The sequence below is a fragment of the Streptomyces albiaxialis genome, from assembly GCF_039530985.1.
Taxonomy (GTDB): Bacteria; Actinomycetota; Actinomycetes; order Streptomycetales; family Streptomycetaceae; genus Streptomyces; species Streptomyces albiaxialis.
In genome coordinates this window covers 941762-967466 of the sequence record NZ_BAAAPE010000001.1, presented here as the reverse complement: position 1 = coordinate 967466, position 25705 = coordinate 941762, and the positions used below count along the sequence as shown (strand labels likewise).

Annotated in this window: 22 protein-coding genes; 17 read left to right on the top strand and 5 right to left on the bottom strand. The window is 69.1% G+C overall.

Features of this window, described 5'->3' with window-relative positions:
- The first annotated feature begins 35 nt into the window (after positions 1 to 35).
- Positions 36 to 446: a GntR family transcriptional regulator gene (locus ABD343_RS04225; protein ID WP_344524050.1), complete on the top strand. Its 411-nt coding sequence runs from the start codon at positions 36 to 38 to the stop codon at positions 444 to 446.
- 2107 nt (positions 447 to 2553) lie between these two features.
- Entirely contained in the window at positions 2554 to 2958 is a 405-nt protein-coding gene (locus tag ABD343_RS04220; RefSeq protein WP_344524048.1) for a hypothetical protein, read from the top strand.
- Here ABD343_RS04220 and ABD343_RS04215 read toward each other — a convergent pair.
- Entirely contained in the window at positions 2955 to 3554 is a 600-nt protein-coding gene (locus ABD343_RS04215; RefSeq protein WP_344524046.1) for a hypothetical protein, read from the bottom strand. The two genes, ABD343_RS04220 and ABD343_RS04215, sit on opposite strands and share 4 nt — an antisense overlap.
- 278 nt (positions 3555 to 3832) lie before the next feature.
- Positions 3833 to 4147, bottom strand: a complete 315-nt coding sequence (locus ABD343_RS04210; protein WP_344524044.1) for a hypothetical protein — start codon at positions 4145 to 4147, stop codon at positions 3833 to 3835.
- A 177-nt stretch (positions 4148 to 4324) separates the two neighbouring features.
- Here ABD343_RS04210 and ABD343_RS04205 point away from each other — a divergent pair, with 177 nt between their 5' ends.
- Positions 4325 to 5665: a helix-turn-helix domain-containing protein gene (locus ABD343_RS04205; RefSeq protein WP_344524042.1), complete on the top strand. Its 1341-nt coding sequence runs from the start codon at positions 4325 to 4327 to the stop codon at positions 5663 to 5665.
- Here the strand turns inward: ABD343_RS04205 and ABD343_RS04200 are convergent.
- Positions 5643 to 6176, bottom strand: a complete 534-nt coding sequence (locus ABD343_RS04200) for an NUDIX hydrolase (RefSeq protein WP_344524040.1) — start codon at positions 6174 to 6176, stop codon at positions 5643 to 5645. The genes ABD343_RS04205 and ABD343_RS04200 overlap by 23 nt on opposite strands.
- A gap of 813 nt (positions 6177 to 6989) precedes the next feature.
- On the opposite strand from ABD343_RS04200, the gene ABD343_RS04195 reads away from it, so the two are divergent.
- Both ABD343_RS04195 and ABD343_RS04190 read left to right on the top strand, forming a co-directional pair.
- On the top strand, positions 6990 to 8195 hold the full coding sequence (locus ABD343_RS04195; RefSeq protein ID WP_344524038.1) for a GmrSD restriction endonuclease domain-containing protein: 1206 nt from the start codon (positions 6990 to 6992) through the stop codon (positions 8193 to 8195).
- 70 nt (positions 8196 to 8265) lie between these two features.
- Positions 8266 to 8502, top strand: a complete 237-nt coding sequence (locus ABD343_RS04190) for a hypothetical protein (protein ID WP_344524036.1) — start codon at positions 8266 to 8268, stop codon at positions 8500 to 8502.
- A 1437-nt stretch (positions 8503 to 9939) separates the two neighbouring features.
- Here the strand turns inward: ABD343_RS04190 and ABD343_RS04185 are convergent.
- On the bottom strand, positions 9940 to 10659 hold the full coding sequence (locus tag ABD343_RS04185; RefSeq protein ID WP_344524034.1) for a hypothetical protein: 720 nt from the start codon (positions 10657 to 10659) through the stop codon (positions 9940 to 9942).
- Between the two features lie 807 nt (positions 10660 to 11466).
- Between ABD343_RS04185 and ABD343_RS04180 the strand changes: the two genes are divergently transcribed.
- The 3 genes from ABD343_RS04180 to ABD343_RS04170 all read left to right on the top strand — a co-directional run bounded on the left by ABD343_RS04180 (position 11467) and on the right by ABD343_RS04170 (position 15208).
- Positions 11467 to 13878, top strand: coding sequence for an excinuclease ABC subunit UvrA (locus ABD343_RS04180; protein ID WP_344524032.1), 2412 nt, complete (start codon positions 11467 to 11469; stop codon positions 13876 to 13878).
- A 66-nt stretch (positions 13879 to 13944) separates the two neighbouring features.
- Entirely contained in the window at positions 13945 to 14616 is a 672-nt protein-coding gene (locus ABD343_RS04175; protein ID WP_344524030.1) for a TIGR03086 family metal-binding protein, read from the top strand.
- A gap of 10 nt (positions 14617 to 14626) precedes the next feature.
- Positions 14627 to 15208, top strand: coding sequence for a hypothetical protein (locus tag ABD343_RS04170; protein WP_344524028.1), 582 nt, complete (start codon positions 14627 to 14629; stop codon positions 15206 to 15208).
- Here the strand turns inward: ABD343_RS04170 and ABD343_RS04165 are convergent.
- Positions 15189 to 16139, bottom strand: coding sequence for a bifunctional DNA primase/polymerase (locus ABD343_RS04165; RefSeq protein ID WP_344524026.1), 951 nt, complete (start codon positions 16137 to 16139; stop codon positions 15189 to 15191). The two genes, ABD343_RS04170 and ABD343_RS04165, sit on opposite strands and share 20 nt — an antisense overlap.
- A gap of 339 nt (positions 16140 to 16478) precedes the next feature.
- Between ABD343_RS04165 and ABD343_RS04160 the strand changes: the two genes are divergently transcribed.
- The 9 genes from ABD343_RS04160 to ABD343_RS04120 all read left to right on the top strand — a co-directional run bounded on the left by ABD343_RS04160 (position 16479) and on the right by ABD343_RS04120 (position 25701).
- Positions 16479 to 16772, top strand: a complete 294-nt coding sequence (locus ABD343_RS04160; protein WP_344524024.1) for a hypothetical protein — start codon at positions 16479 to 16481, stop codon at positions 16770 to 16772.
- A gap of 204 nt (positions 16773 to 16976) precedes the next feature.
- A complete protein-coding gene (locus ABD343_RS04155; protein ID WP_344524022.1) occupies positions 16977 to 18215 on the top strand; it encodes an acyl-CoA dehydrogenase family protein in 1239 nt (412 codons plus the stop codon).
- Positions 18212 to 19198, top strand: a complete 987-nt coding sequence (locus ABD343_RS04150) for a Zn-ribbon domain-containing OB-fold protein (RefSeq protein ID WP_344524020.1) — start codon at positions 18212 to 18214, stop codon at positions 19196 to 19198. The genes ABD343_RS04155 and ABD343_RS04150 overlap by 4 nt, the downstream gene beginning before the upstream one ends.
- Entirely contained in the window at positions 19198 to 20358 is a 1161-nt protein-coding gene (locus ABD343_RS04145; protein ID WP_344524018.1) for an acyl-CoA dehydrogenase family protein, read from the top strand. Before ABD343_RS04150 ends, ABD343_RS04145 begins: the two co-directional genes overlap by 1 nt.
- Positions 20359 to 20456: 98 nt before the next feature.
- The gene (locus tag ABD343_RS04140; RefSeq protein ID WP_344524016.1) at positions 20457 to 20873 is read left to right on the top strand and encodes a MaoC family dehydratase; all 417 of its coding nucleotides are present in this window, start codon (positions 20457 to 20459) and stop codon (positions 20871 to 20873) included.
- Positions 20870 to 22045, top strand: coding sequence for a lipid-transfer protein (locus tag ABD343_RS04135; protein WP_344524014.1), 1176 nt, complete (start codon positions 20870 to 20872; stop codon positions 22043 to 22045). The genes ABD343_RS04140 and ABD343_RS04135 overlap by 4 nt, the downstream gene beginning before the upstream one ends.
- A gap of 83 nt (positions 22046 to 22128) precedes the next feature.
- The gene (locus tag ABD343_RS04130; RefSeq protein ID WP_344524012.1) at positions 22129 to 23052 is read left to right on the top strand and encodes a DUF1906 domain-containing protein; all 924 of its coding nucleotides are present in this window, start codon (positions 22129 to 22131) and stop codon (positions 23050 to 23052) included.
- Positions 23053 to 23198: 146 nt separating this feature from the next.
- The gene (locus ABD343_RS04125; protein ID WP_425578089.1) at positions 23199 to 23855 is read left to right on the top strand and encodes a SigE family RNA polymerase sigma factor; all 657 of its coding nucleotides are present in this window, start codon (positions 23199 to 23201) and stop codon (positions 23853 to 23855) included.
- Positions 23856 to 24030: 175 nt separating this feature from the next.
- The gene (locus ABD343_RS04120; protein WP_344524008.1) at positions 24031 to 25701 is read left to right on the top strand and encodes a long-chain fatty acid--CoA ligase; all 1671 of its coding nucleotides are present in this window, start codon (positions 24031 to 24033) and stop codon (positions 25699 to 25701) included.
- Positions 25702 to 25705: the final 4 nt, after the last annotated feature.

The following is a 25705-nucleotide window of genomic DNA, read 5'->3' as shown; positions in this document are numbered from 1 at the left end:
GGGTTAGGTCTGCTAACGCGGGCTACGCTTGAGGCATGAGCTTGTCGACCAGTGATCCACGCCCGCCCTACCAGCAGGCAGCCGACCTCATCCGGCGCGAGATCGAGAGCGGCAAGATCAAGCCGGGGGAGCAGGTCCCCTCATACCGGGAGCTGCAAGAGCGATTCGATATCGCCAACATGACCGCCCGCAGTGCCCTTCGCGTCCTGCGCGACGAAGGGCTGATCTACACGGTTCAGGGGCGCGGCAGCTATGTCGCCGACGCGGCCCCGGCTGCCGGGATCAAACCGGGCTCGAAGACGAGCGACCAGTCCGACCCCGGCAGTGGCGTTTCCGCGGACGAGCTACGCGCTCTGCGCGAGCAGCTCAGAATCATGAGCGCCGACCTCCAGGACATCAAGAGGGAAGTCGCCGAGCTGAAGGCGGCGAAGCCGCAGGCGGAGTAGAAACCGACTCCGTCAGCTCCGTCAGCTCCTCCCGAACCTCACGAACTTCGGTCCGCATACGGGCGAGCATGGCTGCGATCTCGGCCATGAGCCCTGATTCCTCGCTCACTGTCCCGTCTCCTTGTTCTGGTGCCTCGCGCTGTCGTTGCTCCAGTGATGCCGTGCGCGCTTTCCAAGCCGCTCACCAAATCCGGCTTTTCTGGGCACGGTTCGGCAACGGCACTGGTGGTAAGCGCGGTGGTAAGTACACCCCCGGAAGCGGACACCCCCCGAAATGCCGGGTGGCCGTCCCGCGTGGAGAGCCAGCGCTGCACTCCCCGGTCCCGCGAGGCGGGAAATTGCGGTCAAGTGGTCCGTGCCCGGTGCTGGAGAGGAGCGCCTCTTCCTCGCGGCCGTACTTCGCTCGCATGCGCTGCGCATCATCGGCCCGACTCCTCACGGCTTCGTGTCTTCACGCCTCGACACAACCCGCCAGCCCCGTCCAGACCGGCGACCACGCAGCCCCGACCACGGTCACGTTCCGGTCACCGTGGTCATGGTCGGGGCGACCACGAGCCCGACCAACATGCGGCGGCTGCCCGACTGGCTCCTGCGCATGTGCTCTCCCCTTCCACGGACTTCCCCGTACACCTGGCCCAAGGGCCCCCGCGAGCCTCGGATGTGACCCCAGGCCCGGAATCTTCGAAGCGGGCCCTCGGGGCTCACCTGCTACAGGTGCGTGCAGTCGGCGCGGTGTGACAGCGCCAGCGAAGATTTCTCGTGCGTGCGATGGCATGCCTTCCATTAGTGGTCTGACGGCCGGTTCGCAAAACCGGCGACCCCGTGTTATATAGCGCCGAGTAGGTACTGGCCGGAGGGCCACTATCCGGAGAAATCCCGGCCGCACCAAACGGCACAGCTTCGCCGCCATCAGACAGATGAGACCACCCACGTCGCTCACTCTCCTTCTCCGGCCACGGAAGCCGTGCCGTGAGCACCAGCAGAGCAGAGCGGGGTTGCCCGGATGTTTGCCCCAGCGGGTTGCCACTGGTCACGAATCCACAACGAGGCAAGGGCAATCGCGCGCGAGTAGTTGCCCCGATGGTTGCCCCGGCGTCGCATGACAAGCCTGCGGGGAACGTTGGAGCCAATGCGAATCTCGGTGCAGACGCATGCCGAGGCGATCGGTACCCCGCGTTTATAGGGCTCGATCATTCTCGACCCCGTTTCCATCCTGTTGGATCCGTTTCCGGCCGCGTGGGCTCGGCATGCCAACAACGCCCTCGCCGAGAAAAGTTGCACAGATCACAGAACTTCACCGGTCGCATTGCGCACGTTCCTCCCATTTCTCCGCTCTGACGGTTCATCACGTGAGATGGAAGGATTCTGGCATCATGAACCTGTGGATAAAGTATTGCGACCGCAGGAGCAGAGAGGTTCAATCTGGTGCATAGCGTCGGATTCAGGCAGGCGTGATACGCGGGGGAGCCACAGAGCGTCGCTTCAAAGCGAGCAGGCATCCCGGAGCAATGCTCGACAGGAGCCGAAGCCCCGCAATCGGGGCTGTTCAAAGTTTCCCTACTGGATCAAGGCGGCCCGCTGGCGCGGGCCGCGCGGCGCGGCGGCTGTGTCGCCGCTTTGTTCCTGTCTGCCGCCCCACTTCGCGACGCCCCCGCCGCTCGCGCCGCACAATCAAGACAGCGGGCAGCACGCGACCGCTGGCAACGCGCACAGCACCACAGACAAGGGCACCGGCCACAACGAGCACACGCCGCAAGGCCAGCAGCCCCAGGCAGGACGCCCGAATCCCACCGGCAGCACGCACCCTCCCCGCTCCACGCACCCGCAGAACTTCCCGCGAGACTCCCACGGCACGCGATCCAGCACCGCGCCTCTTGACGATCAAACGGCGTGGCTGATGTGACCGGTGGTACGGCGAGCCACACGCGCGCCAGCCCGTACGGCTCTCCCTCTCGCCGTGGCGCGCTGTCTGTGGTGACCGTTCCAACCGGGCGGGACAGCGGCATCGATGCGGAGCACCAGGCCGTCAGACAGGCGCTCACCCGCCCGTGTGTTGAGGGGCGGCAATGGTGCACGGGCGGGGCTGTCCAGGCCCTAGCCTTCGGTCATGGCTGAGGCGTTCGTCAGGGGCGAGGACCATTGGGCGTGCGGTATCTGTCCGTCGCGCCGTTTGCCGTTGGGCGAGTTCGACATCGCAGAGCGGCCGAGCCGTGAATTCCCCTTCAGCCCGGAGGATGGGCACCGCTACACGGCCGCGGGCGTGCCGGTCTGCGTCCATCCGGAGAAGGTGGGAGTGCCGGCCGGGCGGTACAAGTCGGATGGGGTGCCGCTGGTCGCGGATCTGGAGTTGCCCGCCGATGTGGCCGAGTTGGAGACGTATCTCCGCGACATGGTGCACGGCGCAGCGCCCGGGGTGCTGGAATCGCTGCTTGAGCAGGCCAGCCGGGAGATCAACGAGCGGTTCCCGAAGGTGGATTCCACCGCGATGCTGCGCCGTGCGTTCATGGCCTAGGCAGCGGCCACATCAGCGACCGTGGCGAAGCCCGGGGCAATGCGTCGTCCCGCTTCGTAGATGCCCAGTCGCTCGTACTTCTTGGTGACGATGGCTGTCCGTCGCTCCGTCTCGTCCTTGCCGAGCCAGTAGCGGTCGTTCACCGGGCCCCAGGCCGCGCGGTACACCTGATGCGTGTAGTCGCCCGGCTCCCATGCGCCGATGGATTCACGGTCCGTGGCGTGCACGAACTTGATCCCCGTCCGCTCCTGGATCCGGCTCAGCACGGTGAACTGCGCGGCCAGCGCGTGAATCATCACGTCTACCGGGACCGGTACGGCGACCTCGGCCGCATCCTCGTTGCCGTCCGTCAGCTCGTACACGGCCGACTTGATGATCATCGCGCGGATGGCTTCGGGGAACAGCGGGTCCGTGTCCTTGCGGACGTCGTAGCCGTCCAGCAGGGCGTAGCCGGTGAAGTCCGTCCAGGCTTCGTCGTAGGACTTGCAGGACTTCGCCAACCGCTCGAACTCCGGGTCCGCCTCCAGCGTCGCCAGCATCTCCCTCGCGCGCTCCGCCGCCTTCTCCGGGGCCGGGCGCTCCAGTGTCGCGTTCACTGCTGCACTCTCCTTCGCGGTTGTGTGCGTGGCAGGCCCGTACGGCTGTCCGCCGTCACGCATGACAGCCGTACGGACAATCCCGCCCCGACCGGCGCCCGACCTGTCCACGGCACCGATCCGCCGATCCGGGCGGGAGTCTCGGTGATGCGCGGCCCGGCTGCCCCGACCCTTGAGCGACCATCAGGGGCGAGCCGGACCGCCTTCCCCGCACGTGTCTGGGGGGAACCGGTGACCAGTCCGGTTCGGACACGGGCGGAGGGCTGAGGGGGCGAGGCTCAGAGGTAGAGCTGTGCGCCGCAGGACGAGCAGTAGATCTTGCCGCCCCGCTCTTCCGTGCGCGGGTGAGAGCACGACCGGCCCTGGGCGACCTCCACCAGACAGACCATGTCCGGGGCCGTCGTATGCTCCCTTCCGCCACCGCGCGGGCGGATGAAGACCATGTCGCGGGGTCGGTCCGTGCGCGGCTGGGCCGGATCCACGAATTCGTGGATCACATCCACCAGGACGCCCACGAATCCCGTCGCGATGTCCTCCACAAGTGCGCCCCGGCAGTCGTCGAGGGCTGCCGTCCCCACCTTTCTCGCCGTCATGCCGCTGCACCTCTCCAGTGGTGGCTTCTGGTTGCTTGCCCCGTGTGCAGCAGCGTCCCGGGACGGGCAGTAGCCCAGAAAGGCCCAGGTGATTACCCAACTTGGGTAACATCACGGAACGCAGCGACTCAGCGACGATCAGTTGACCCCGATCCCGCGCAGCCCGGAGCGTGCCTCATGCCCGAGCACTCCAGCAGCCCGCCGGAACTTCCCGTGCGACTGCTCAACAACCCGGAGATGGTGGACGCCTGCGGTGTCCGCGACTTCGCGCGGGTCTTCCGGTTGGTCCAGCGGCACGCGGGTGTCTATCCGTCGATGATCGCGCGGCGATGCGGGCTGACGCCCAGCCGTGTCGGTGAAGTCATGGCGGGGCGACGCGAGTTGCGACACATGGACGTGATCGAGCGCATCGCTGACGGTCTGCGGATCCCCGGACATCTGCTCGGACTGGCGCGGCGGGACTGGGAGACACCGCCGGTGCTGGCGGCACGCGAGAGGGAACCGGAGCAGGAGGAGCAGCCTCCCGACGAGGACAGCACCCTGCCGGGGACAGAGGTGGATCGCATCCTCGCGGCAGCCGCAACGGGCAGCCCGAACCCGTCCACCCTCCAGGCCCTCCGCTCGTCCATCCAGGACTACTGGAAGCGCGACGACGAGCACGGCGGCGAAGCGCTCAGGCCCGCCGTGGTCGGCCAGTTCCGGTACACCATGAGCCTTCTTCGCGAGGCAGGACACGAGGAGGCCAAGCGCGACTTGTACGCGGTCGCTGCCGAGCTTGCGCGCCTCACGGGCTGGACGTACTTCGACGCGCGGCAGTACAGCCAGGCCCGGACCTACTTCACCGAAGCGCTGCGGCTTGCGAAGACCGTGGACGACCAGGCATTCATGGCCAACGTCATGGCGTGCATGAGCCTCCAGGCCACGTACCAGGACCGCCCAGGTGATGCGGTCGCACTCGCGACGGCCGCTCAGGACCATGCCCGAGCCTCAGCCGGAACGCCGCGCGTGATGGCGATGCTGTCCATGCGTGAGGCGTTCGCCCACGCCACCCTTACCCGCAGGCGGGAGGCCCACGCGGCACTCGCGGAGTCGCAACGGCAGTTCGAGCAGATCACCGCCGACGATCCGGACCCGGAGTGGGTGGCCTACTTCGATGAGCCCAAGCTGATCGTGGACACCGGCATCGCACACGCCCGCCTCGGCGAGGCCGAAGTTGCCGAGCCCCTGATCACAGATGCATTGCACCGCGAGGACCGAGCGAACCACCGGGGGCGTGCCTTCCACTCCTTCTGGCTCGCCCGTACGCAGCTTCAGCGCGGCAAGCTGGACGAGGCATGCCACACAGCGATGGGCGCCCTGACCTCGGCTTCGGCTGTCACCTCAGAGCGCGTCACGGGTCATCTGCGTGAATTCCATGCTCAGTTGGAGCCCCACCGCCAGGAGCCCGCAGCCATGACCTTCGAGGCCCGACTGCGGGAAGTGTTGTCCGCCGACCTCAGCGGATCCCCTCGTCCATGAGTACGTAGAGCAGTCCGACCAGCGAGCCGCTACTGACGATCTCGCGGCGGTCGATCATGCCGCGTACGCGGTCGAGTGGAACCCACTCGATGCGGGCTGCCTCGTTCTTCTCCGTCGGCGGGCCGATGTGCGTTGCCCCGTCCGCCCGGAACACGTGGTGCTGCGAATCCGTGATGCCGTTCGCGGGTTCCCCGTAGATCAGCGGCTTCATGGCCCCGGGGCGCCAGCCGGTCTCTTCCTCGACCTCACGGGCCGCCGCGTGCTCCGGTTCCTCCCCGTCCTCGATGAGGCCCATTGGCAGTTCCCAGGCCCACGCGTCCGTGATGAAGCGGTGGCGCCAGATCATCAGGACTTCGCGGCGGTTGTTGACCACGGCGGCTACGGCCAGGTGCCGCAGGCGCACGACGTGGTGTTCCCAGCGGCGGCCGTCTGGCTGCTGGACGTCGATGAGGGACAGGTTCAGCCACTGGTTGTTGTAGAGCGACCGCTCGCCGAAGGTCTTCCATTCCATGAAACGCTGCCCCTCTCGACTGATGCGACCAGCATCCCAGAGAGGGCACGGACTCGAACCGGCGCGCATGGACCCACGGTGGACCAGTGTCCGCACCCGTGAGCCGACAGTGACGGATGTGGGCAGGCCAGAGCCTTGCAGCCTTGATCATCCCGCACCCTCTTGAAAACCGTCGTGGCAGCGATGTCACCGTGGGTTCAAATCCCACCGCCTCCGCGTTGGTGAGAGAGCCGCAGATGAGAAGGGGTACCGCACTGGCTGCGGTACCCCTCTTGCATTCGAACTGTCTCACGATTTCTCGCCGGTGCCCCAGGTTTGACCAGCCTCTACGGGCCATGTGCGGTCCAGAGGGGTGCGCCACTCTCCGTCTTGGGGCGCGAGGCTGGTCCATTCCTTGTCCTGCGCTCGGCCTCCGCGCAGGCGTGCCTCCCGGAAACTCCGGTGCACTCGCATGATCATGTTTCAAAGTGGCTGTGCGCTGTTGGTACCTCACGGAGGTGTCAGTCGACTTCAAGGACAGCTACTCGCATACGGTCCCGGAGGACGCTTCGGTCCCGCACAAATGTACAGATCACGGCTGCAAGGGCGAGCTGTAGGTCAGTCCTTGCCCATGGATAGTTCGCCGCTCGCAGGCCGCTCCTCCAGATGCGAACTAAGCGTAGGGGCCCGAGGTCTGCTGCGCTGGACGCCCAGGCTCTCAGGGACGGTTGCGGTACTGCGCTGAACCCAGCGGGACCCACTGAACGTAAGCTGTCGTTGGTGTTGCTTGCCAATCGGGGCTCCCTGTGGGGCTTTCGCCTATAAGCTCTTCTCATGACTGATGCGGTATCAGAAGGCTCCGGTCCAGCTCCGGATGATGTTGAAGATCCCGAAGAGAGCACCGTCGCTGAGGTGTCGGATGTTGTTGATCCGGAAACTGACGACGTGGATGCCGATCCGGCTCGGGCCGAAGAAGCACTCCGATATTTTGGTGCGGACTTCGACGTGGACGGGCTTGTGCGTCGTCTGGAGAATGAAACATTCATAGTCCCCACATTCGAGCCGCTGGCTGAGGCCGAGACAGAGGGATATGAAGGATTTCAGCGTGGGCTGGTCTGGAAAAAGAAGCAGATGGACAGGTTTGTTGAATCTATCCTGCTGGGCTATCCAGTTCCTGGAATCTTTCTCGTTGAACTGCCCAGTCGACGGTACTTGGTGCTTGACGGGCAGCAGCGCATGACGACACTCCACAGTTTTCGGCATGGAAAATATCCTGTCAAGGGGGGAACTCGTAAGTTCTCGCTGCGCTATGTCGGCGATGCTTACAAGGGCCTCACCTACGCAGATCTCCCCTCGGAGTTGCGGCTTCTATTCGATAACACCTTCATTCAGGCGACTATCGTAGTGCCAAAAGGTGAGGCCGGAAAGAAGGCTGTGTATGCGCTCTTTGAGCGCATCAATAGTGGCGGCACGAATCTCAGGCCCCAGCAGATCCGAGTGGCACTGTTTGCCGGTGAAGCGGTGAACTTCGTACGGGAGCTGAACTCAAACTCTGATTGGAGAGATCTGTTCGGGCCGCATACTCGCGACCTGAAGGACCATGAACTCATCCTTCGTGCGCTCGCACTGCTTGAAACAGTTTGGACGGATAGGATCTTCAAGCCGCCCATGGCTAAATTCCTAAACGAATATCTTTCCGTTCATTCAGATGCGCTTCCCTCTGATGTGGATGAAATTAAGCAAGATTTTTCTGAAGGTTGCCGACTACTGAAAGAAGCGAATCCAGGGGCGCTGAAACTCGGCGGGCGACAGGTGAACGCTGCCCATACGGATGCGGTGCTTGTAGGGTTGATGGTGGCAATCAGTAATGGGGTAAACCTTGATGTGGCTAAAGTAAGAGGCTCACTTGAGTCCCTGATGGGCAATGAAAAGTACCGCAAGGCGGTTTCCGAGAGCACTTCTCATGCGGATCAGGTGAAGGCGCGCATCAGGTATACGATTGCAGCCTTCGAGGGGAACCCTCTTGCCGACGAGTCGTGAAGCCGCGAGGAAGCAGGTTCAATCCATAAAGTCGGAACTGGATGCTACGTATGACAGATACAATCGAAGCTTGAGCGCCGTGGAGATCGAGATTCAGGAAGATCTCCACAAGTACATGTGTATCAGGCTAGCTGGGTATTTGGAACAGCTCATGTTTGAGGCTGTCACGGGCTACATAGCAAGTGCATCCGGTGGTCCTGCCGGCAGCTTTGCTATGTCATGGTTCAAGAAATCTCCCAATCTGACACCGGACGCCCTGGTGGCTCTAATCGGAAGATTTGGTGAGTCGTGGAAAGCGGATCTCTAAAAAAAGTCTTGGATGATGACGAACGTCGAAACAACCTCGGATTGCTACTCGCTGTGCGGAATAGAGTTGCGCATGGGCGTAGCTACAGCGGAGGCAAGATGAACGTTGCCAATTACAAGGAACTTGTTGATTCCTTGCATGCCTGGATTGTCGGACGAATGCTAGCTTAGTCGCACGTGCAATCCAGTGCGGAGTTTCACGATGGCGCCCCACCTGGAATATCGCGGCTAACGGAATTGTTTCTCTGCTCCGTGTCGTCTGTGTGACAGTGCAGATTGCTTGTGGGTATGTTTCAACCCTGGAGCCTGTGAAGTTGGCCTGCGGCCACCAGTGTTCGAGGGGGCTTGAGGTCGGGCGTGGTTGTCAGCGGCGGCGGTCGCCGCCAGGGTGTCGCCCAGGTAGCGGGCGAGTCCGCGAGCCTCGCCGACACGATCCGGCCTGTTCGGTGACCCAAAGTGTCTGTGACCTTATGGTGCGGCAGTCCCCGTGGCCGCCGCGCGTGTGCGGCCATCGCCTGCGGGTCAATCCCTTTGCGAACTGCCCGGATGCGGGGGCTCTGAAGGGGCGTTCTGTGCGCGTGTGCCCTGTGATTCTACGGCTGCTGCCGGATTTTCCCTCATAGGCCGGATCCTGGCGGGGGAGACTCGCGGGCCTATCTGTGTCACCGATTGAATTCTCGAAGCGCTGGACGATAGGCGCTTTCGGCCGCCCAGGCGAACGGGAGTGCAGCGAACCTTGAAGATGTGGAGTAACTATTCACTCAGTGGGCGCCTGGTGTGGGAGTAGGGGGGCCGAAACGGCCTGCCACTGTGCCGAGCGGTCAAGGTTGCGGTGGACCGCTCGGCATCGGTGTGGCGGGGGATGGACACTCGGCCGAGAGTCGCGCCACGTGCATGGCCACCGATGCCCCACCCTCGCCTGCCCCCGGTGGCCCAGGGAAGTGGGCGATTGGCATGCGTAGTCTCTACGGACCCGGCACGGTCTCGGGGGCCGTTACTCTTCGTTCTCTAGCGCGAGGCTGATCCGTTTGTTGTCCTGGGCTTGGCCTCCTCGCAGAAGCTTGGCGTAGAAGCGGAACAGGACGGCGAGGCTGTGGCCGGCGCGGCGGGCGACTTCGGCTGGGGCGACTCTGGCCTTGATCCACAGGGAGATGCCCGCATGCCGTAGCGAGTACGGGACCTCAGCGAGCGGCGATTCTGCTTCTTGTGGCGTGAGCACCGCCTCCCGCGCTGCTGCCTACAGTTCGGAGTATTCGGTCGATCGGACACGTCCGCCGCGCGGTGCCCAGAAGAGGCGCTCGTCGGGGGCCGCGCCGTAGGTGCGGAGGTGAGTGCGGATCATGCGGACCAGTACAGGCGGGATGGGGCCTGAGCGGAAAGTGCGACGGGCACGGTGCTTCAAGCCCCGCTTGTCGTACGACGTGCCGCCGTCGTCCAGTCAGCTCCGACCTCTGGCTGGCTCTCCTCCAGGAGCAACTCGCCACCATTCTTCTGGCTGGCTCTCCGGCGGCAGGACGCAGTCGGTGTCTTTCAGTGCCGCGGCCTCGCCGGGGCGTGTGGCAGCGTAGTAGATGCAGCCGAAGAAGGCCGTCAGGTGCTTGCCCCGCGGCCCTTGGTCGTGCACCGCCTGGATGAGGGTGCGAGCGAGCCGCGGCCCGAGGACGTAGCGGAAGTCGACCTCGTCATCTGGCTCCCGGGGAGTCCAGTCAATGCCGAGCAAGGGGTGGCGGGTGATCACCCCTGTCTCGATGGCGTAGCGCATGGCGTTGCTCAGCACCATCACCTTGCGCTTCACGGTGTTCTCGGTGGCTGGTTCGCCGTTGAGCTTCAGCGACAGAGCCGTGACTGCCCGTCGCATGTGAATCGGCTGAGCTGCTTCGCTGACCTTCAGCGAGTGCTTGGCCAGCCAGGCCAGGGTGGAGGCGAGGTGTTCTGGCGGTGAGTTGGCTTCGGCACGGGTCATCGGCTCGCCGTTGGAGTCGGTGATGAGCTTGCCCTCTGGGCTGACGGCCACGCGGAAGGCCCATGCGTAGAGGGCCCGCCGTAAGACCTTCGGGTCAGGCATGCCACGCGTTGACGAGACGAATACCGGCGTCACTGTGGCCAGAGAATCGGCAATGCTGGCGCGATGCTTCGCTGCCGCTTGTGGCCACTTCATGAGCACGTAGCCTCGCGCGTGCTCGAACCAGGTCGGGGAGTTCAGCTCGTGGAACTCTGACAGCGGTAGCCCGCTCTCGATGTCGAACGGCTCGCGGTTGCGCAGCGCAGCCAGGAGCTCTGACTGACGTCCTTCCGCTTGTGGCTTGAGGCGGAAGCTTCGAGAGTGCTCCCTACCCCCGACGATCCACCTGGGCCGATGCGGCCGTGGCTGTCGGGACGGGAGCGGATCTCATAGACCGTCACGTCATAGCTCAGCACTCAGGCTCCGACCGCTCGCACTTTGCGAACCAGGCGTCGACATCTGCGCGGCGAAGTCGGAGCTGGCCGTTGGGAAGCTGGAAGTACCTCGGGGCCTGGTCTCGGGCACGCAGTCGGAAGTACGAGGCGCGGTCGTTCATGATCCACGCAGCCGGGCATAAGGCTCGTGGCTACGGTGCGGCTGATGGGTCGTTCCGTGCAGGTCCAAGGAGTGTCCGCGTGTGGGGCGTCGACGGTCTGGCGGACTCGTGCAGAGCCTCTGCGGCCCATGTCCGGCCCACGCCGGAGTCCGAGAAACTACCGGTCGCCGTCCGCTCCTGGTCACACGGATGTTGATCTCTGCATCCTGTACCTCTTGAAAGCCGTCGTGACGGCGATGTCACCGTGGGCTCAAAGCCTGCCGCCTCCGCGTACGCAATGAGCGCCGCGGAGGAGAAGGGACGTCGCAAGGGCTGCGGGGCCCTTCTGAGCGCGCGGCGGTGTGACCGTGTGTGGTCATGGGAAAACTCGACAGTTGGTGTCTGGATTTCCGGGAAAAGTGGAGCCCGTGCGCAGTGAGAGAGGGGAGCGACGGGTGCCGGGTGAGTACATCGTGGTCAGTGGGGCGCGGGAGAACAATCTGAAGGGGATCACGGTGCGGATCCCCGTGGGGCGGATGACGGTCGTGACCGGGGTGTCGGGGTCGGGGAAGTCGTCGCTGGTGTTCGGGACCCTCGCGGTGGAGTCGCAGCGGCAGTTGAACGAGGTGTACCCCCTGTTCGTACGGAACCGGATGCCGCAGTACGAGCGGCCGAAGTTCGACTTCATGGAGAACCTGGCCCCGGCGATCATCGTGGACCAGAAGCCCGTCGGGGGCGGCTCCCGTTCGACCGTGGGGACGATGACGGAGGTCAACCCGGTGCTGCGGGTGCTGTTCTCGCGGTACGGGCAGCCCGCCGCCGGGCTCTCCCACGTCTACACGTTCAACGATCCGCAGGGGATGTGCCCGGACTGCGAGGGCCTCGGGCGGATGCTCCAGCTCGACCTGGAGAAGCTGCTGGACGAGGACCGCTCGCTGAACGAGGGGGCGATCCAGCATCCCTCGTTCGCCGTCGGCACCAACTACTGGAAGCGGTACGCCGAGATCAGCCGCTACGGGAGGGGCGAACCGCTGGACGCGCCCGCGGGCCCGCTCGTGTTCGACCCGGACAAGCCGCTGCGCGCTTACACGGCCGAGGAGCGGCAACTGCTGCTGTACGGCGAGGGGTTCCGGACCCGGCGGCCGCACCGGGACGGTTCCGTGGCCGTCAACGACTTCGAGGGGATCGTGCCGCGCTTCACGCGCCGCTTCCTCAAGCCCGGGCTGGAATCGTTGAACGACCGCGAGCGGGAGCAGGCCGAGCGCGTCGTCTCCGAGCAGGTGTGCGCCCGTTGCGGGGGCGCGCGGCTCAATGAGCGTGCCCTCGCCTCGCGCCTGGGAGGCCCGGAAGGGCCGAACATCGCCGAGCTGTGCGCCCTGGAGATCGGCGAGTTGATCCGCGTGCTGGAAGGGCTCGTGCTTCCCGACTCCGCCCGGCCCGTGCTCGCCGCCGCGCTCACCGCGCTGCGCCGCGTCGAGTCGGTCGGGCTGGGCTACCTCACCCTGGACCGGCCCACCAGGACGCTGTCCGGGGGCGAGGGCCAGCGCCTCAAGACCGTGCGCCACCTGGGCAGCAGCCTCACGGGCATGACGTACGTCTTCGACGAGCCCAGCGTCGGGCTGCACGCCCGCGACGTGGACCGGCTCACCGAACTCCTGCTCGCCCTGCGAGACAAGGGCAACACCGTGCTGATCGTCGAGCACGACCGGGACGTCATCGCCGTCGCCGACCACGTCATCGACATGGGCCCGGGCGCGGGGGCGCACGGAGGGGACGTCGTGTTCGCCGGTACGGTCGCCGAGCTGGCCGCCGGTGACAGCGGGACCGGACGCCGCTACCGCGCGCTGCCCCCGCTCAAGTCGGACGCGGAGGTCCGTACGCCGAAGGGGACGCTGCCCGTACGGAACGCGACGCGGCACAACCTGCGGGACGTCACCGTGGGCATCCCGGCCGGGGTGCTCACGGCGGTCACGGGGGTGGCGGGCTCGGGCAAGAGCACGCTCGTGTCGGGGGTGTTCGCCGAGGCGTACCCGGAGGCGATCGTCCTCGACCAGTCGGCCGTCGGGATCTCGCCGCGCTCGACCCCGGCCTCGTACACCCGGATCTGGGACCCGGTGCGGCGGGCGTACGCCCGGGAGCACGGCGTCGATCCGGGGCTGTTCAGCTTCAACTCCACGGGCGGGTGCCCCGCGTGCCAGGGGCGGGGCGTCATCACCATGGACATGGCCTTCCTGGACCCGGTGACGACCGTGTGCGAGGTGTGCGAGGGGCGCCGGTACCGCGCGGAGGTGCTGGAACTGCGCGTCGGCGGGCTCGATGTCGCGGAGCTGCTGGAGCTGACCGTCGAGGAGGCCCTGACGGTCGTGGAGAACGGGCCGCTGGGCACGGATCCGGCCATCCGCCGCGGACTCGTACCCCTGAACGACGTCGGCCTCGGCTATCTCACCCTCGGCCGCCCCCTCTCCCTGCTGTCCGGCGGCGAACGGCAGCGCATCAAGCTCGCGAACCACCTGAGGGACGGCGGCAGGAACGCCCCGCACGGCGGCGGCGTGTACGTGTTCGACGAGCCCACCACCGGGCTGCACATGGCCGACATCGACACCCTGCTCGCGCTGCTCGACCGGCTGGTCGACGGCGGCAGCACGGTGGTCGTCGTCGAGCACGACCTCGACGTGGTCAAGCGCGCGGACTGGATCATCGACATCGGCCCCGAGGCGGGCAGGCACGGCGGGCGGATCGTCTTCGCCGGGACGCCGGAGCGGATGGCGCGCGAGGGGGACTCGCACACGGCGGACTATCTGCGGCGATCGCTGCCCGAAGCCGCCTCCGGCGACCGATGAGTTTCGTACGCCCATGCGGTCAGTACGGGAGAAGGGCCCGTGGACCGGAATCGGAGGCGTGGGGACATGAGCGAGACGACGCGAGCGGAGGGCGCCCAGGCCGTACCGGCCGTGGACCTGGGACCTGCGGCGGGCGCGATGGCCGTCCTCGTACGCGGGGTGCGGGACGGGGCGCTGGACGGGCCGACGCCGTGCGAGGAGTACGCGGTGCGCCATCTGCTCCGGCACGTGAGCGATCTGTCGGTCGCGTTCCGTGACGCGGCCCGCAAGGATCTCGGGGAGACGACGGACACCAGCCCGGACGAGCGCGGCATCCGGCCGCTCGAAGCGGACTGGCGCGAACGGCTGCCGCGCGAGCTGGACGCGCTCGCCGAGGCGTGGCGCGCCCCGGACGCGTGGACGGGCATGACGCGGGCCGGCGGCGTGGACCTCCCCGGCGAGATCGCCGGGCTGATCGCCCTGGACGAGCTGGTGCTGCACGGCTGGGACCTCGCGCGCGCGACGGGCCAGGACTTCGCCCCCGACGAGGCGAGCCTGCACGCGGTCCGCGGCCTGCTCTCCCCGCAGGAGGGCGCGGAAGACGGCGGCGAGAAAGGTGGGGAGGACGGTGCGGAGGGCGGGGAGGGCGCCGGGCTGTTCGGGACGCCCGTACCCGTCGCCGCCGACGCGCCTCTGCTGGACCAGGTCGTGGGCCTCGGCGGCCGCGATCCCCACTGGCAGCCCCCGAAGGCGGGCTAGCTTTTCCCGGATGACGGAAGAGAGGCACGAGAAGGACGAGGGGGATGAGCGCGCGGTACGGAGCTACCGGTACGTGGGCCCGCCCGAACTGCTGCGCGCCGCCGTCCGGCCCGGCCAGGGCGGCGGCGGACGCCGCATCGGCTCGCCGGCCGACTTCGACGCCTGGGCGGGCGAGCGTACGGACGCCGAGCTGGCCGAGTCGTTCACGTTCGTGGTCGGCGTGGACGGGGTGCTGCGGCTGGCCCCGCGCCGCAGCGAGCACGTGGCGTGCGCGGACGGCGGGCCGGTGCGGGGCGCGGGGGAGATCGCGTTCGCGCGCGAGGCGGGGCGCTGGACGGTGGACGAGGTCAGCAACCAGTCGACCGGGTACTGCCCGGACGTGAGTTCGTGGCACGCGGTCGCCGAGGCCCTGGACCGCGCCGGGCTCGGACGGCCGAACGGATTCACGTACGAGGTGGTCTTCCGCCGCTGTCCTCGCTGCCGGGAACGGGCCATCGTGCGCGAGGGCGACTTCGTCTGCGTCTTCTGCGGCATGGACCTGCCGGAGACCTGGAACGTGGATCCGGACGGGGTCAGCCCGAGCGGGGGCTGAGCCGGGCCGCGCGGTGGGACGCCGAGAGGAGCGTCGCGCGGGCCTCCCGCGCGGGCAGCCCCGTCGCGACGGCGGCCTCGACCAGCGCGTCCGCCAGCTCAGGGCCGTGCCCCGTCTCGTACGCGCGGCAGGCCGCCCAGAAGAGGCGGGCGTTGCGCTGGCCGACGCGGGCGCCGCGTACGAAGTGGACGAGCGCCGTGCCGCCGCGCGCCCGGCCGTCCTCGTCTTCCCGCGCGTACGGGTGCGGATACGGCCGCGGCGCCGGCACCGGCGGCGGGGGCAGCAGCAGGGGGAGCAGCCGGGTGGGCACGGCGGCGGGCGCGCGCGTCCGGGAGCCGGGGGCGAGGCGGTACGTGCCGCGTACGGTCACCGAGCCGGGGCCGACGAGATAGCCGCCGAGGCCGCGGACGTCGATGCCGGGGGCCAGGCGTCCCGCGGAGTTGGGGATCGTGACGTCGCCGGGGCCGCGCAGCCACAGGTGCCGCCCGCCGCTCGGCGTGAGCACGGTCGTCGTCTCGGGGATGGTGAACCCGTGCTCCGCCCCGAGGCGTTCCAGCGCGGCGAGCGAGTCGGTCCCGTTCTTCACGTCGAGGTCGAGGCCGACGAGATGGAGCGGGGAGCGGCCGCAGGCGATGCCGTAGCCGGTGGCCCAGGGGGCGGCGGCGAAGAGGGCACGGATGGCGTCGGGGTCGGTCGTGGCGTCGTGGACCCCGTGCCCGGGCAGCCCGCACTCGCCCTGGCACACCGGTTCCTCGGGCGGCGCCGGGGCTGCGGGGGGTGCGGGGGGTGCGGGGGAGCCTGGAGGGGCGCTTGCGGTCTCGCGTGCGCGGTGAGGCGAACGTACGGCCGGAAGCTTGGTGCGGGAGAGCGGCAGCACGGGCAGTCCGCGGCTGGCGGCGGCCAGCGCGTGATCGAGAGCGGCGATGCTCATGACGCCAGCTTCGTACGCGGGTTCGGGGTCGAAAAGTGGCCGGGAGGGGTGGATTGGCCCGTACCGGCCGTGCACGTGAATTTGGCCGAAAAGATGCAGGAACGCTTTACCGCTTGCGGGGCAAGGGCGATGCCTGTGGTGAAACGGGTGCTGTGGGGGGATCGCGGGCGTGTAGGAGGTTTATCGACACGTCGTCATGCTTGCGAGCGAATCGCACCGGTCGGGGTGGTTCGCCGGGGATTCGGTGGGCAACTCTGGATCCGCGACGTCGTAGCGACACCGAGGCAGTACGGCCAACTGCCTTGCGCAACACAGCACTTACTTCCTGGAGGAATGAACATGGCAAGCATCCGCACCGCCCGCGTCATCGCAGCGGCCGCTTCCGTCCCGCTGGCCTTCGCTGTCCTCGGCGGCGTGGCGCACGCTGACAACGGCTCCTTTGCGGACGACGGCTCTGCCTCGAACTCGCAGTCGAGCTCCAGCGTTCAGGCGCAGAACGCCGAGGGCAAGGGCAACAACACCAACAACGCCAACAACGCGACCGTCAACGGCAACGGTGCCGTGGTCGACCAGTCGAACGAGACCACGAACAACACGGTCACCTACACCGTGGTCTTCAGCAACATCGACTGAGACCGACGGGTTCGACTGACGGCTCCTTAGGAGCCGGGCGTTCATGGGGATGGGCTGAGGCCGCGCGTCCGCACCTGGTGCGGACGCGCGGCTGCTTTTGCGTGCGCGGGCACCTCCGTATCCGTGCGGAGTCGGCCGCTTGTCCGTGCGCGGGGTCGCTCCCGTGCCTTGACAGGCGTTCGGAATCTGACGGACAGTCAGGAAATGCGTCTCGCACCGACCGAGCGCCAGCGTGCGCTCCGCGCCGAGCTGCGCGCCTACTTCCGCGCGGTCATGCCCCCGGGCGCCCGCACCCCCGGCGCCCTCGCCCCCGACGAGCAGCGCCGGCTGCTGCGCCGCATCGGCACCGACGGCTGGCTCGGGCTGGGCTGGCCCGTCGAGTACGGCGGTCAGGGGCGCGGCCCGGACGAGCAGTTCGTGTTCTTCGACGAGGCGTACCGCGCGGGCGCCCCGGTCTCGATGGTCACCCTGAACACCGTGGGGCCGACGCTGATGCGGTACGGCACCGCGGAGCAGAAGGAGCGGTTCCTCCCCGGCATCCTCAGCGGCGAGACGGTCTTCGCGATCGGCTACACCGAGCCGGAGGCCGGAACGGACCTCGCGTCCCTGCGTACTCGCGCGGTGCGGGAACCTCTCGACGGCGAGGGCGCGGTCATGCCGTCGGGCACGCCGTCGCGCACGGCCCCGGGTGGGGGCGCGGGTACGGGCGGTGGCGTGGGGTGGCGCTGGCGGATCGACGGCGCGAAGAGCTTCACCAGCAACGCCCAGCACGCGGACTGGATCTGGCTCGCGTGCCGGACCGCGCCCGAGGCGCCCAAGCACCGTGGCATCTCGATCCTCCTCGTGCCGACCGACGCGCCGGGATTCTCCTGGACGCCCATCGAGACCGTCGGCGGGCTCACCACCACCGCGACGTACTACGACGGCGTCCGCGTGCCCGCCGCGCATCTGGTCGGCGAGGAGAACGCGGGCTGGGACCTGATCACCAACCAGCTCAACCACGAGCGCGTCGCCCTCGCCGCGCTCGGCATGCAGGCGGGCGACCACTTCACCGAGGTCCTGGACGCCGTACGCGCGTCCGGTGCCCTCGAACAGCCCTGGGCGCGGGGGCGCCTCGCGGAGGCGTACGCGCGCCTGGCCGCGACCCGGCTGCTCAACTGGCGCCTCGTCGGGGACGTGGGCGCGGGCTCCCTCGCCCCCGGGGACGCGAGCGGGGTGAAGTTCGCGGGCACGGAGAGCACCGTCGCCGTCTACGCGCTCTGCCAGGAGGTCCTCGGCGAGCAGGGCCTGCTGCGCGCGGGCGCGCCCGGCGCCTTCGGGGACGGCGAGCTGGAACGGATGAACCGCGCCGCGCAGATCAACACCTTCGGCGGCGGAGTGAGCGAGGTCCAGCGCGAGATCGTCGCGACCACCCGGCTGGGGATGCGGAGGACGAAACGGTGAGCGAAGCGGTCCCGAAGGGCGAACCGGACGGAGGCGGGGGCGGGGGTGACGGCGGCGACGGAGGCGGTGACGGAGGCGGAGGCCCGGCCGGAGCCGCCGACGCGCTCCACGAGAAGCTCAGGGCGTACGAGGGGCAGCCCGCGGCTCAGGGGGCACGGGGGCGGGATCCGGTCAACGCGCCCATGATCCGGCACTGGTGCGAGGCCATGGGCCACCCCGCGCCACCCGACGGCTCGGCCCCCGCCACGATGCTCCAGGTCTGGACGATGCCCGGCCTCGACCGCGGCCGTGCCGCGCGCGCGTCCGCGTACGACGAACTCCTCGGCGCCCTTGACGAGGCGGGCTGCACCTCGGTCGTGGCCACCGACAGCGAGCAGGAGTACGCCCTCCCGCTGCGGCCGGGCGACGGGGTCACCTATGACTCGGTGATCGAATCCGTCTCCCCGCGCAAGACCACCAAGCTCGGCACGGGCTACTTCGTGACGACCCGGATGGACGTCCGCAGGAGCGGGGACGGCGCGCTCGTCGGGACGCACCGGTTCCGGATCCTCAAGTACCGCCCGGCGGGCACGAGGACGAGGCCTCCCCGCCCCCGCCCCGTCGTCAACCGCGACAACGCGGGCTTCTGGGAGGGCGTCGCCCGGCACCGGCTGCTCGTCCAGCGCTGCGACTCCTGCGAGACCCTCCGCTTCCCCTGGCTGCCCGGCTGCAACGCGTGCGGCTCGGACGCCTGGTCGGAGGTGGAGGCCTCGGGACGCGGCACCGTCTACTCGTACGTGGTGATGCACCATCCGCCCTTCCCCGCCTTCGACGTGCCGTACGCGGTCGCGCTGGTCGAACTCGCCGAGGGCGTGCGGGTGATCAGCAACATCACGGGCGTCCCGCACGACCGGGTGCGCGTTGGGATGCCGGTCGAGCTGGAGTTCCTGCGCGTGGACGACGAGCTGGAACTGCCCGTCTTCCGGGCCGTCGAGGGGGACTGATGGACTTCACGCCCACCGAGGAGCAGGAGGCGGCGCGCGGGCTCGCCGCGCGTATCTTCGCCGACCAGTCCACGCCCGAGCGGCTATCCGCGCTCCGGACGGAGCGCACGGAGACCGACCGCGCGCTGTGGAAGACCCTGTGTGCGGCCGGACTTCCCGAGGCCGTCGAGGAGACCGGGCTGCTGGGCCTCGCGCTCGTCCTGGAGGAGCAGGGCCGCACCACGGCGCAGGTGCCGCTCGCGGCGGCCTGCGCGTTCGGCGTGCTGACGGTCGCCGCGCACGGTACGGACGAACAGCGCGCCCGTCTGCTGCCGTCCCTGCGCGACGGTACGGCGGTGGTGACGGGCGCCCTTCCGCTCCCGGGAGGGCCGGGAACACCGGGAACACCAGGAACACCAGGAACACCAGGAACACCAGGAACACCAGGAACACCAGGAACACCAGGGAACGGTGCGGCCCTTTCGGCGTCCGTAGGGAGCGAGGAAACGCGGCTGTCCGGGACCGTTCCCGTCGTCCCCTGGCTGCGGGACGCCACGCACGTCCTGGTGGCAGACGGTACCGGTCGGTGCCATCTCGTCGAGACGGCGCGTGCGGAGGCCACCGTCGCCCCCGTCGAAACCACCGCCCCTTGGTCGTGCGGACGCCTCGAACTGGACGGCGCCGTCGGCGAGCCCCTGCGCGAGGGCGCGTACGGGCCGACGCTCGCCCGCGCCCGTACGGCCTTCGCCGCGCTCCAAGTGGGCGTGTGCGCCGGGTCGGTGGCCCGGGCGGTGGAACATACGACCCGGCGCGAGCAGTTCGGCCGCCCTCTCGCCACCCGGCAGGCGGTACAGCTCCGCGCTGCCGAGGCCCATATGGACACCGAGGCGATCCGAGTGACCGTCCACGAGGCGGCCTGGCGGCACGACCAGGGACTCCCGTTCCGTACGCACGCGCTGACGGCCGCCTGGTGGGCCTCCGAGGCGGGGCGGCGCGTCGTGCACGCGGGCCAGCACCTGCACGGGGGCATCGGCGCCGACCTCACCCACCCCGTGCACCGGCACTTCCTCTGGGGGCGCCAGCTCGACGCCCACCTGGGCGCCCCGGGCCGGCTGCTGGCCGAACTGGGCGACGTGCTCGCCGACCCCGGCAACGACACCGAATGGCGGGAGGACGTATGACGAGGGCAGGGCCAGAGGGGACAGGGACAGAGGCAGAGGCAGAGGAGACGGGGACGGAGGCAGAGGGGGCGGCGACAGGGACGGGGACGAGGGCGGCCGTGGGCGAGGAGCTGCCGCCGCTGGAGATCCCCGTGACCCGCACTCTGATCGTCTCCGGCGCCCTCGCCTCGCGCGACCACCAGGACGTGCACCACGACGCGGAGGCCGCCAGGGAGAAGGGCTCCCCGGACATCTTCATGAACATCCTGACGACCAACGGGCTCGTGGGCCGCTACGTCGCCGAATGGGCCGGCGCGGACGCCGTGCTGCGCCGCGTCGCCGTACGGCTGGGTGTACCGAACTACCCCGGCGACACGCTCACCCTGCGCGGCCGGGTCACCGCCCTCGCGGACGACGGGGCCGTCGAGCTGGCCGTCACGGGCACGAACGGCCTGGGCAGTCACGTCACGGCCAGGGTCACGGTCGTCCCGGCCGGGGCGACGGCCCTCCCGGCGTCCGAGGAGGCCGTGCGATGAGCGTCCGGCACCGTGACGAGCTGGGCGGACGGGCGGCCGTCGCGGGCATCGGCGCGACCGAGTTCTCCAAGGACTCCGGGCGCAGCGAGCTGAGGCTCGCCGTCGAGGCCGTCCGCGCGGCACTGGACGACGCGGGGCTCGCCCCCGCCGACGTCGACGGCATGGTCACCTTCACGATGGACACGAGCCCCGAGATCACCGTCGCGCAGGCGGCGGGGATCGGCGAGCTGTCCTTCTTCTCGCGGGTGCACTACGGCGGGGGCGCCGCCTGCGCCACCGTCCAGCAGGCGGCGATGGCGGTCGCGTCGGGCGTCGCGGAGGTCGTCGTGTGCTACCGCGCCTTCAACGAGCGTTCGGGCCGCCGCTTCGGCGCGGGCGTCCAGCACCGCGAGCCGACCGCCGAGGGCGCCGCGCTCGGCTGGGCGCTGCCCTTCGGGCTGCTCACGCCCGCGTCGTGGGTGGCGATGGCGGCCCGCCGCTATCTGCACGTCTACGGGCTGACGCCGGAGGTCTTCGGCCATGTCGCGGTGGTGGACCGCAAGTACGCGGCGGCCAACCCGGCCGCGTATTTCCACGGCAAGCCCCTCACCCTCGCCGAGCACGCCGCCTCGCGCTGGATCGTCGAGCCGCTGCGGCTGCTGGACTGCTGCCAGGAGACGGACGGCGGTCAGGCGCTCGTCGTCACGACCCCCGAGCGCGCCCGGGACCTGCGGCACCCGCCCGCGGTCGTCGCGGCGGCGGCGCAGGGCGCGGGGCGCGGGCAGGAGCAGATGACGAGCTTCTACCGGGACGACCTGACCGGGCTGCCCGAGATGGGTGTGGTCGCCCGCCAGCTCTGGCGCACGGCCCGGTGCGGCCCCTCGGACGTGGACGTGGCGATCCTGTACGACCACTTCACGCCGTTCGTGCTGGCGCAACTGGAGGAGTTCGGCTTCTGCGGGCGCGGCGAGGGCGGCCCTTTCGTGGCGGAGGAGACGCTGCCGCTCAACACGCACGGGGGACAGCTCGGCGAGGCGTATCTGCACGGGATGAACGGCATCGCCGAGGCCGTGCGCCAGCTCCGCGGGACGTCGGTCAACCAGGTGCGGGGAGCCGAGCGGGTCCTCGTGACGGCGGGAACGGGTGTGCCCACCTCGGGGCTGGTCCTCGCGTCGGATGGCTCAGACGGCTGAATCCGGGGCGGCGGCGGGCGTGGTGACCTGCGCGCGGGGCGCGGGCTCGCTTCACTCGCCCCATGCGCCAGAAAAGTCACACTATGCGACATGTGGTCGTGTTCCTCGCGGCCTTCGCCTCCCTCCTGACGGGCGGCTCCCTGCCCGCGAACGCGAACGCGGACGCGAGCACGAACGGCGACGCGCCTGCGAGCACCGGCGCCGGCACGGCCCCCGGTGAACGGACCGGTGAGGCCGCCGCGGGGCCTCCCTCGCTCATCCAGGGCGACCCCCGCCGCTTCGGTGCCGAGACCTTCAAGGGCTACGCCTTCGACGCCTGCCAGGCCCCCTCGTACGCCACGATGCGTGCCTGGCGGAAGTCCTCCCCGTACGGCGCCGTCGGCGTCTACATCGGAGGGCGGGGGCGCGGCTGCCCGGACCAGAAGAACCTCACCCCCTCCTGGACGCGTGGTGTGCACCGGATGGGCTGGAAGATGCTCCCCCTGTACGTCGGCTCGCAGGCGCCCTGCGTCATCGCGAAGCACAAGCGCAAGTTCGCCATGAGCCACAGCGCGCCCTACACGCGCGGGCAGCGCGAGGGCCTGGACGCGGTGCAGCGGGCACGCGCCCTCGGGATGGTCCCCCGCACCACGATCTACCTCGACATGGAGGCATACCGGCACAAGCAGTCCCGCTGCGCGGCGACGACCCTGCGGTTCGTCCAGGGCTGGAACGCGGCCGTACGCCAGCAGCGGTACATCCCCGGCTTCTACAGCAGTGCGGACTCCGGGATCTCCCACATGGAGAGGGCACGCGCCGCGGGCAGCAGGGGGCTGCCGACGGCCATGTGGTTCGCCCGCTGGAGGGTGCCCGCCTCCACGGGGGCCGAGCACCGTATGCACCCCCAGGCCTGGCAGCCGCACCGCCGTATCCACCAGTTCACGGGGAACGTGAAGCGGACGTACGGTGGACGCACGCTCCACATCGACCAGAATCTGGTGGACGCGCCCGTCGCGGTGATGGGATGAGACCCTGAGGGCGTCCCTGATCCCCTCGGTGGACGGTCTCCACCTTCAGGAGGTGTAGGCAGCACCACCCCTACGCCCTAGGGCGGACGTCTCATCGGGACCTCCGGGCGATCCGTGGCACCCCCCTCGACTTCTAGCGTTGAGCCATGACCACGCCTGGGACAGTCCGGCCCGTTCTCACCGAGAGGGTCAGGACCACAGAGACGAAGCACGCGGGTCGTCCTCCCGTGCCCCCAGGCTCGGGGGGAACACCGCTGACGTTCGCGTCGTACGTGCAGGCGCGCGGGCCGGTGCTGCTGCGCACCGCCCGCTCGCTGACCGCCAACCCGTGCGACGCCGAGGACCTGCTGCAGACCGCGCTGACCAAGACCTACCTCGCCTGGGAGCGCATCGAGGACCACCGCGCCCTCGACGGCTACGTGCGCCGGGCGCTCGTGAACACCCGCACCTCGCAGTGGCGCAGGCGCAAGGTGGACGAGTTCGCCGTCGACGAGCTGCCGGAGCCCGACCCGCTGCCCGCGCCCGACCCCGCCGAACAGCAGGCGGTACGGGACGCGATGTGGCGGGCCGTGCTGAAGCTGCCCGCGCGGCAGCGCGCCATGGTCGTGCTGCGCTACTACGAGGACCTCAGCGAGGTGCAGACGGCCGAGGTGCTGGGGGTCTCGGTCGGCACCGTGAAGAGCGCGGTCTCCCGCGCGCTGGCCAAGCTGCGCGAGGACGCGCAGCTCGCCTCCGACGTCCTCGGAGCGGCCACGGACGGGGGAACGGCAGGGGGGACCGTGGAGGCGCGCGCCGCGGCCTGACAGATCGCGGCGCCGCAGCGTACGGCGTCTTCCCGCCGCCGCGTACGGCACTCTCGCCGCCCCTTGCTCCTGTGCGCGACCCCGTGACATACCGCCCGGTCGGTGGCAGGCTTCCGCGAAAACCCGCGCCTACTCACGCGTAGGCACAGGCAACCGGAAACCTGGGGAGGCCCCGGTGCTGAGCACGATGCAGGACGTACCGCTGACCATCGCGCGCATTCTGCGCCACGGCACGCGCGTGCACGGCGGATCGCGGATCACGACATGGACGGGCGACGGCGCGCCGCACCGCCAGACGTTCGCCGAGACCGGTGAACGCGTGGCCAGGCTCGCCCACGCGCTGCGCGACGAACTGGGGGTGCGCGAGGAGGACCGTGTCGCGACCCTGATGTGGAACAACAGCGAGCACGTGGAGGCGTACTTCGCGGTGCCCGCCATGGGCGCCGTCCTGCACACCCTCAACCTCCGGCTGCCCGCCGACCAGCTCGCCTGGATCGTCAACCACGCGGCCGACCGCGTCGTCCTCGTCAACGGCTCCCTGATCCCGCTGCTGGCGCCCCTGATGCCCCGGCTGGAGACGGTCGAGCACATCGTCGTCGTCGGCCCGGGCGACACCTCGGCCCTGGACTCGGCCCTGGAGGGCCACCCGGCGCGCGTGCACGCCTATGAGGACCTGCTCGCGGGCCGTCCCGACGCCTATGACTGGCCCGAGCTGGACGAGCGTTCCGCCGCGGCCATGTGCTACACCTCCGGCACGACGGGCGACCCCAAGGGCGTCGTCTACTCGCACCGTTCGATCTACCTGCACTCCATGCAGGTCAACATGACCCAGTCGATGGCGCTGACGGACGCGGACACGTCCCTCCCCGTCGTCCCCATGTTCCATGTGAACGCCTGGGGCCTCCCCCACGCGGCGCTGATGACGGGCGTGAACCTGCTGATGCCGGACCGCTTCCTCCAGCCCGCGCCCCTCGCCGAGATGATCGCCACCGAACGCCCCACGCACGCCGCCGCCGTGCCCACCATCTGGCAGGGGCTGCTGGCAGAGCTGGACGCGCGCCCGCGCGACGTGTCCTCCATGAAGCGCGTGACCATCGGCGGCGCGGCCTGCCCGCCCTCTCTGATGTCCGCCTTCGAGGAGCGGCACGGCGTGACCCTGTGCCACGCCTGGGGCATGACGGAGACCTCCCCGCTGGGCAGCGTCGCGATGCCCCCGGGCGGCGTGAGCGCCGAGGAGGAGTTCGCGTACCGCGTCACCCAGGGCCGCTTCCCGGCCGGCGTCGAGGCGCGGCTCGCGGCGCCCGACGGCACGTTCGCGCCCTGGGACGGCTCCTCCACGGGCGAACTGGAGGTGCGCGGCCCCTGGATCGCCGGTGCCTACTACGGCGGTGCCGACGGCGAGCCGATCCGCCCCGACGACAAGTTCAGCCCGGACGGCTGGCTGCGGACCGGTGACGTCGGCAGCATCTCCCCGGACGGCTATCTCACGATCACCGACCGCGCCAAGGACGTCATCAAGTCCGGCGGCGAGTGGATCTCCTCGGTCGAGCTGGAGAACGCCCTGATGGCGCACGACGCGGTCGCCGAGGCCGCCGTGGTGGCCGTACCGGACGAGAAGTGGGGCGAACGCCCGCTCGCCGCCGTCGTCTTCCACGAGGACGAATCCGCAGTCCCCTACGACGAGCTGCGCACCCACCTGGGCAAGGACCTCGCCCGCTGGCAGCTCCCCGAGCGCTGGACGACGGTCGGGTCCGTGCCGAAGACGAGCGTCGGCAAGTTCGACAAGAAGGTACTGCGCAAGCAGTACGCCGACGGGGAGCTGGACGTCACCCGCCTCGACGACTGAGCCC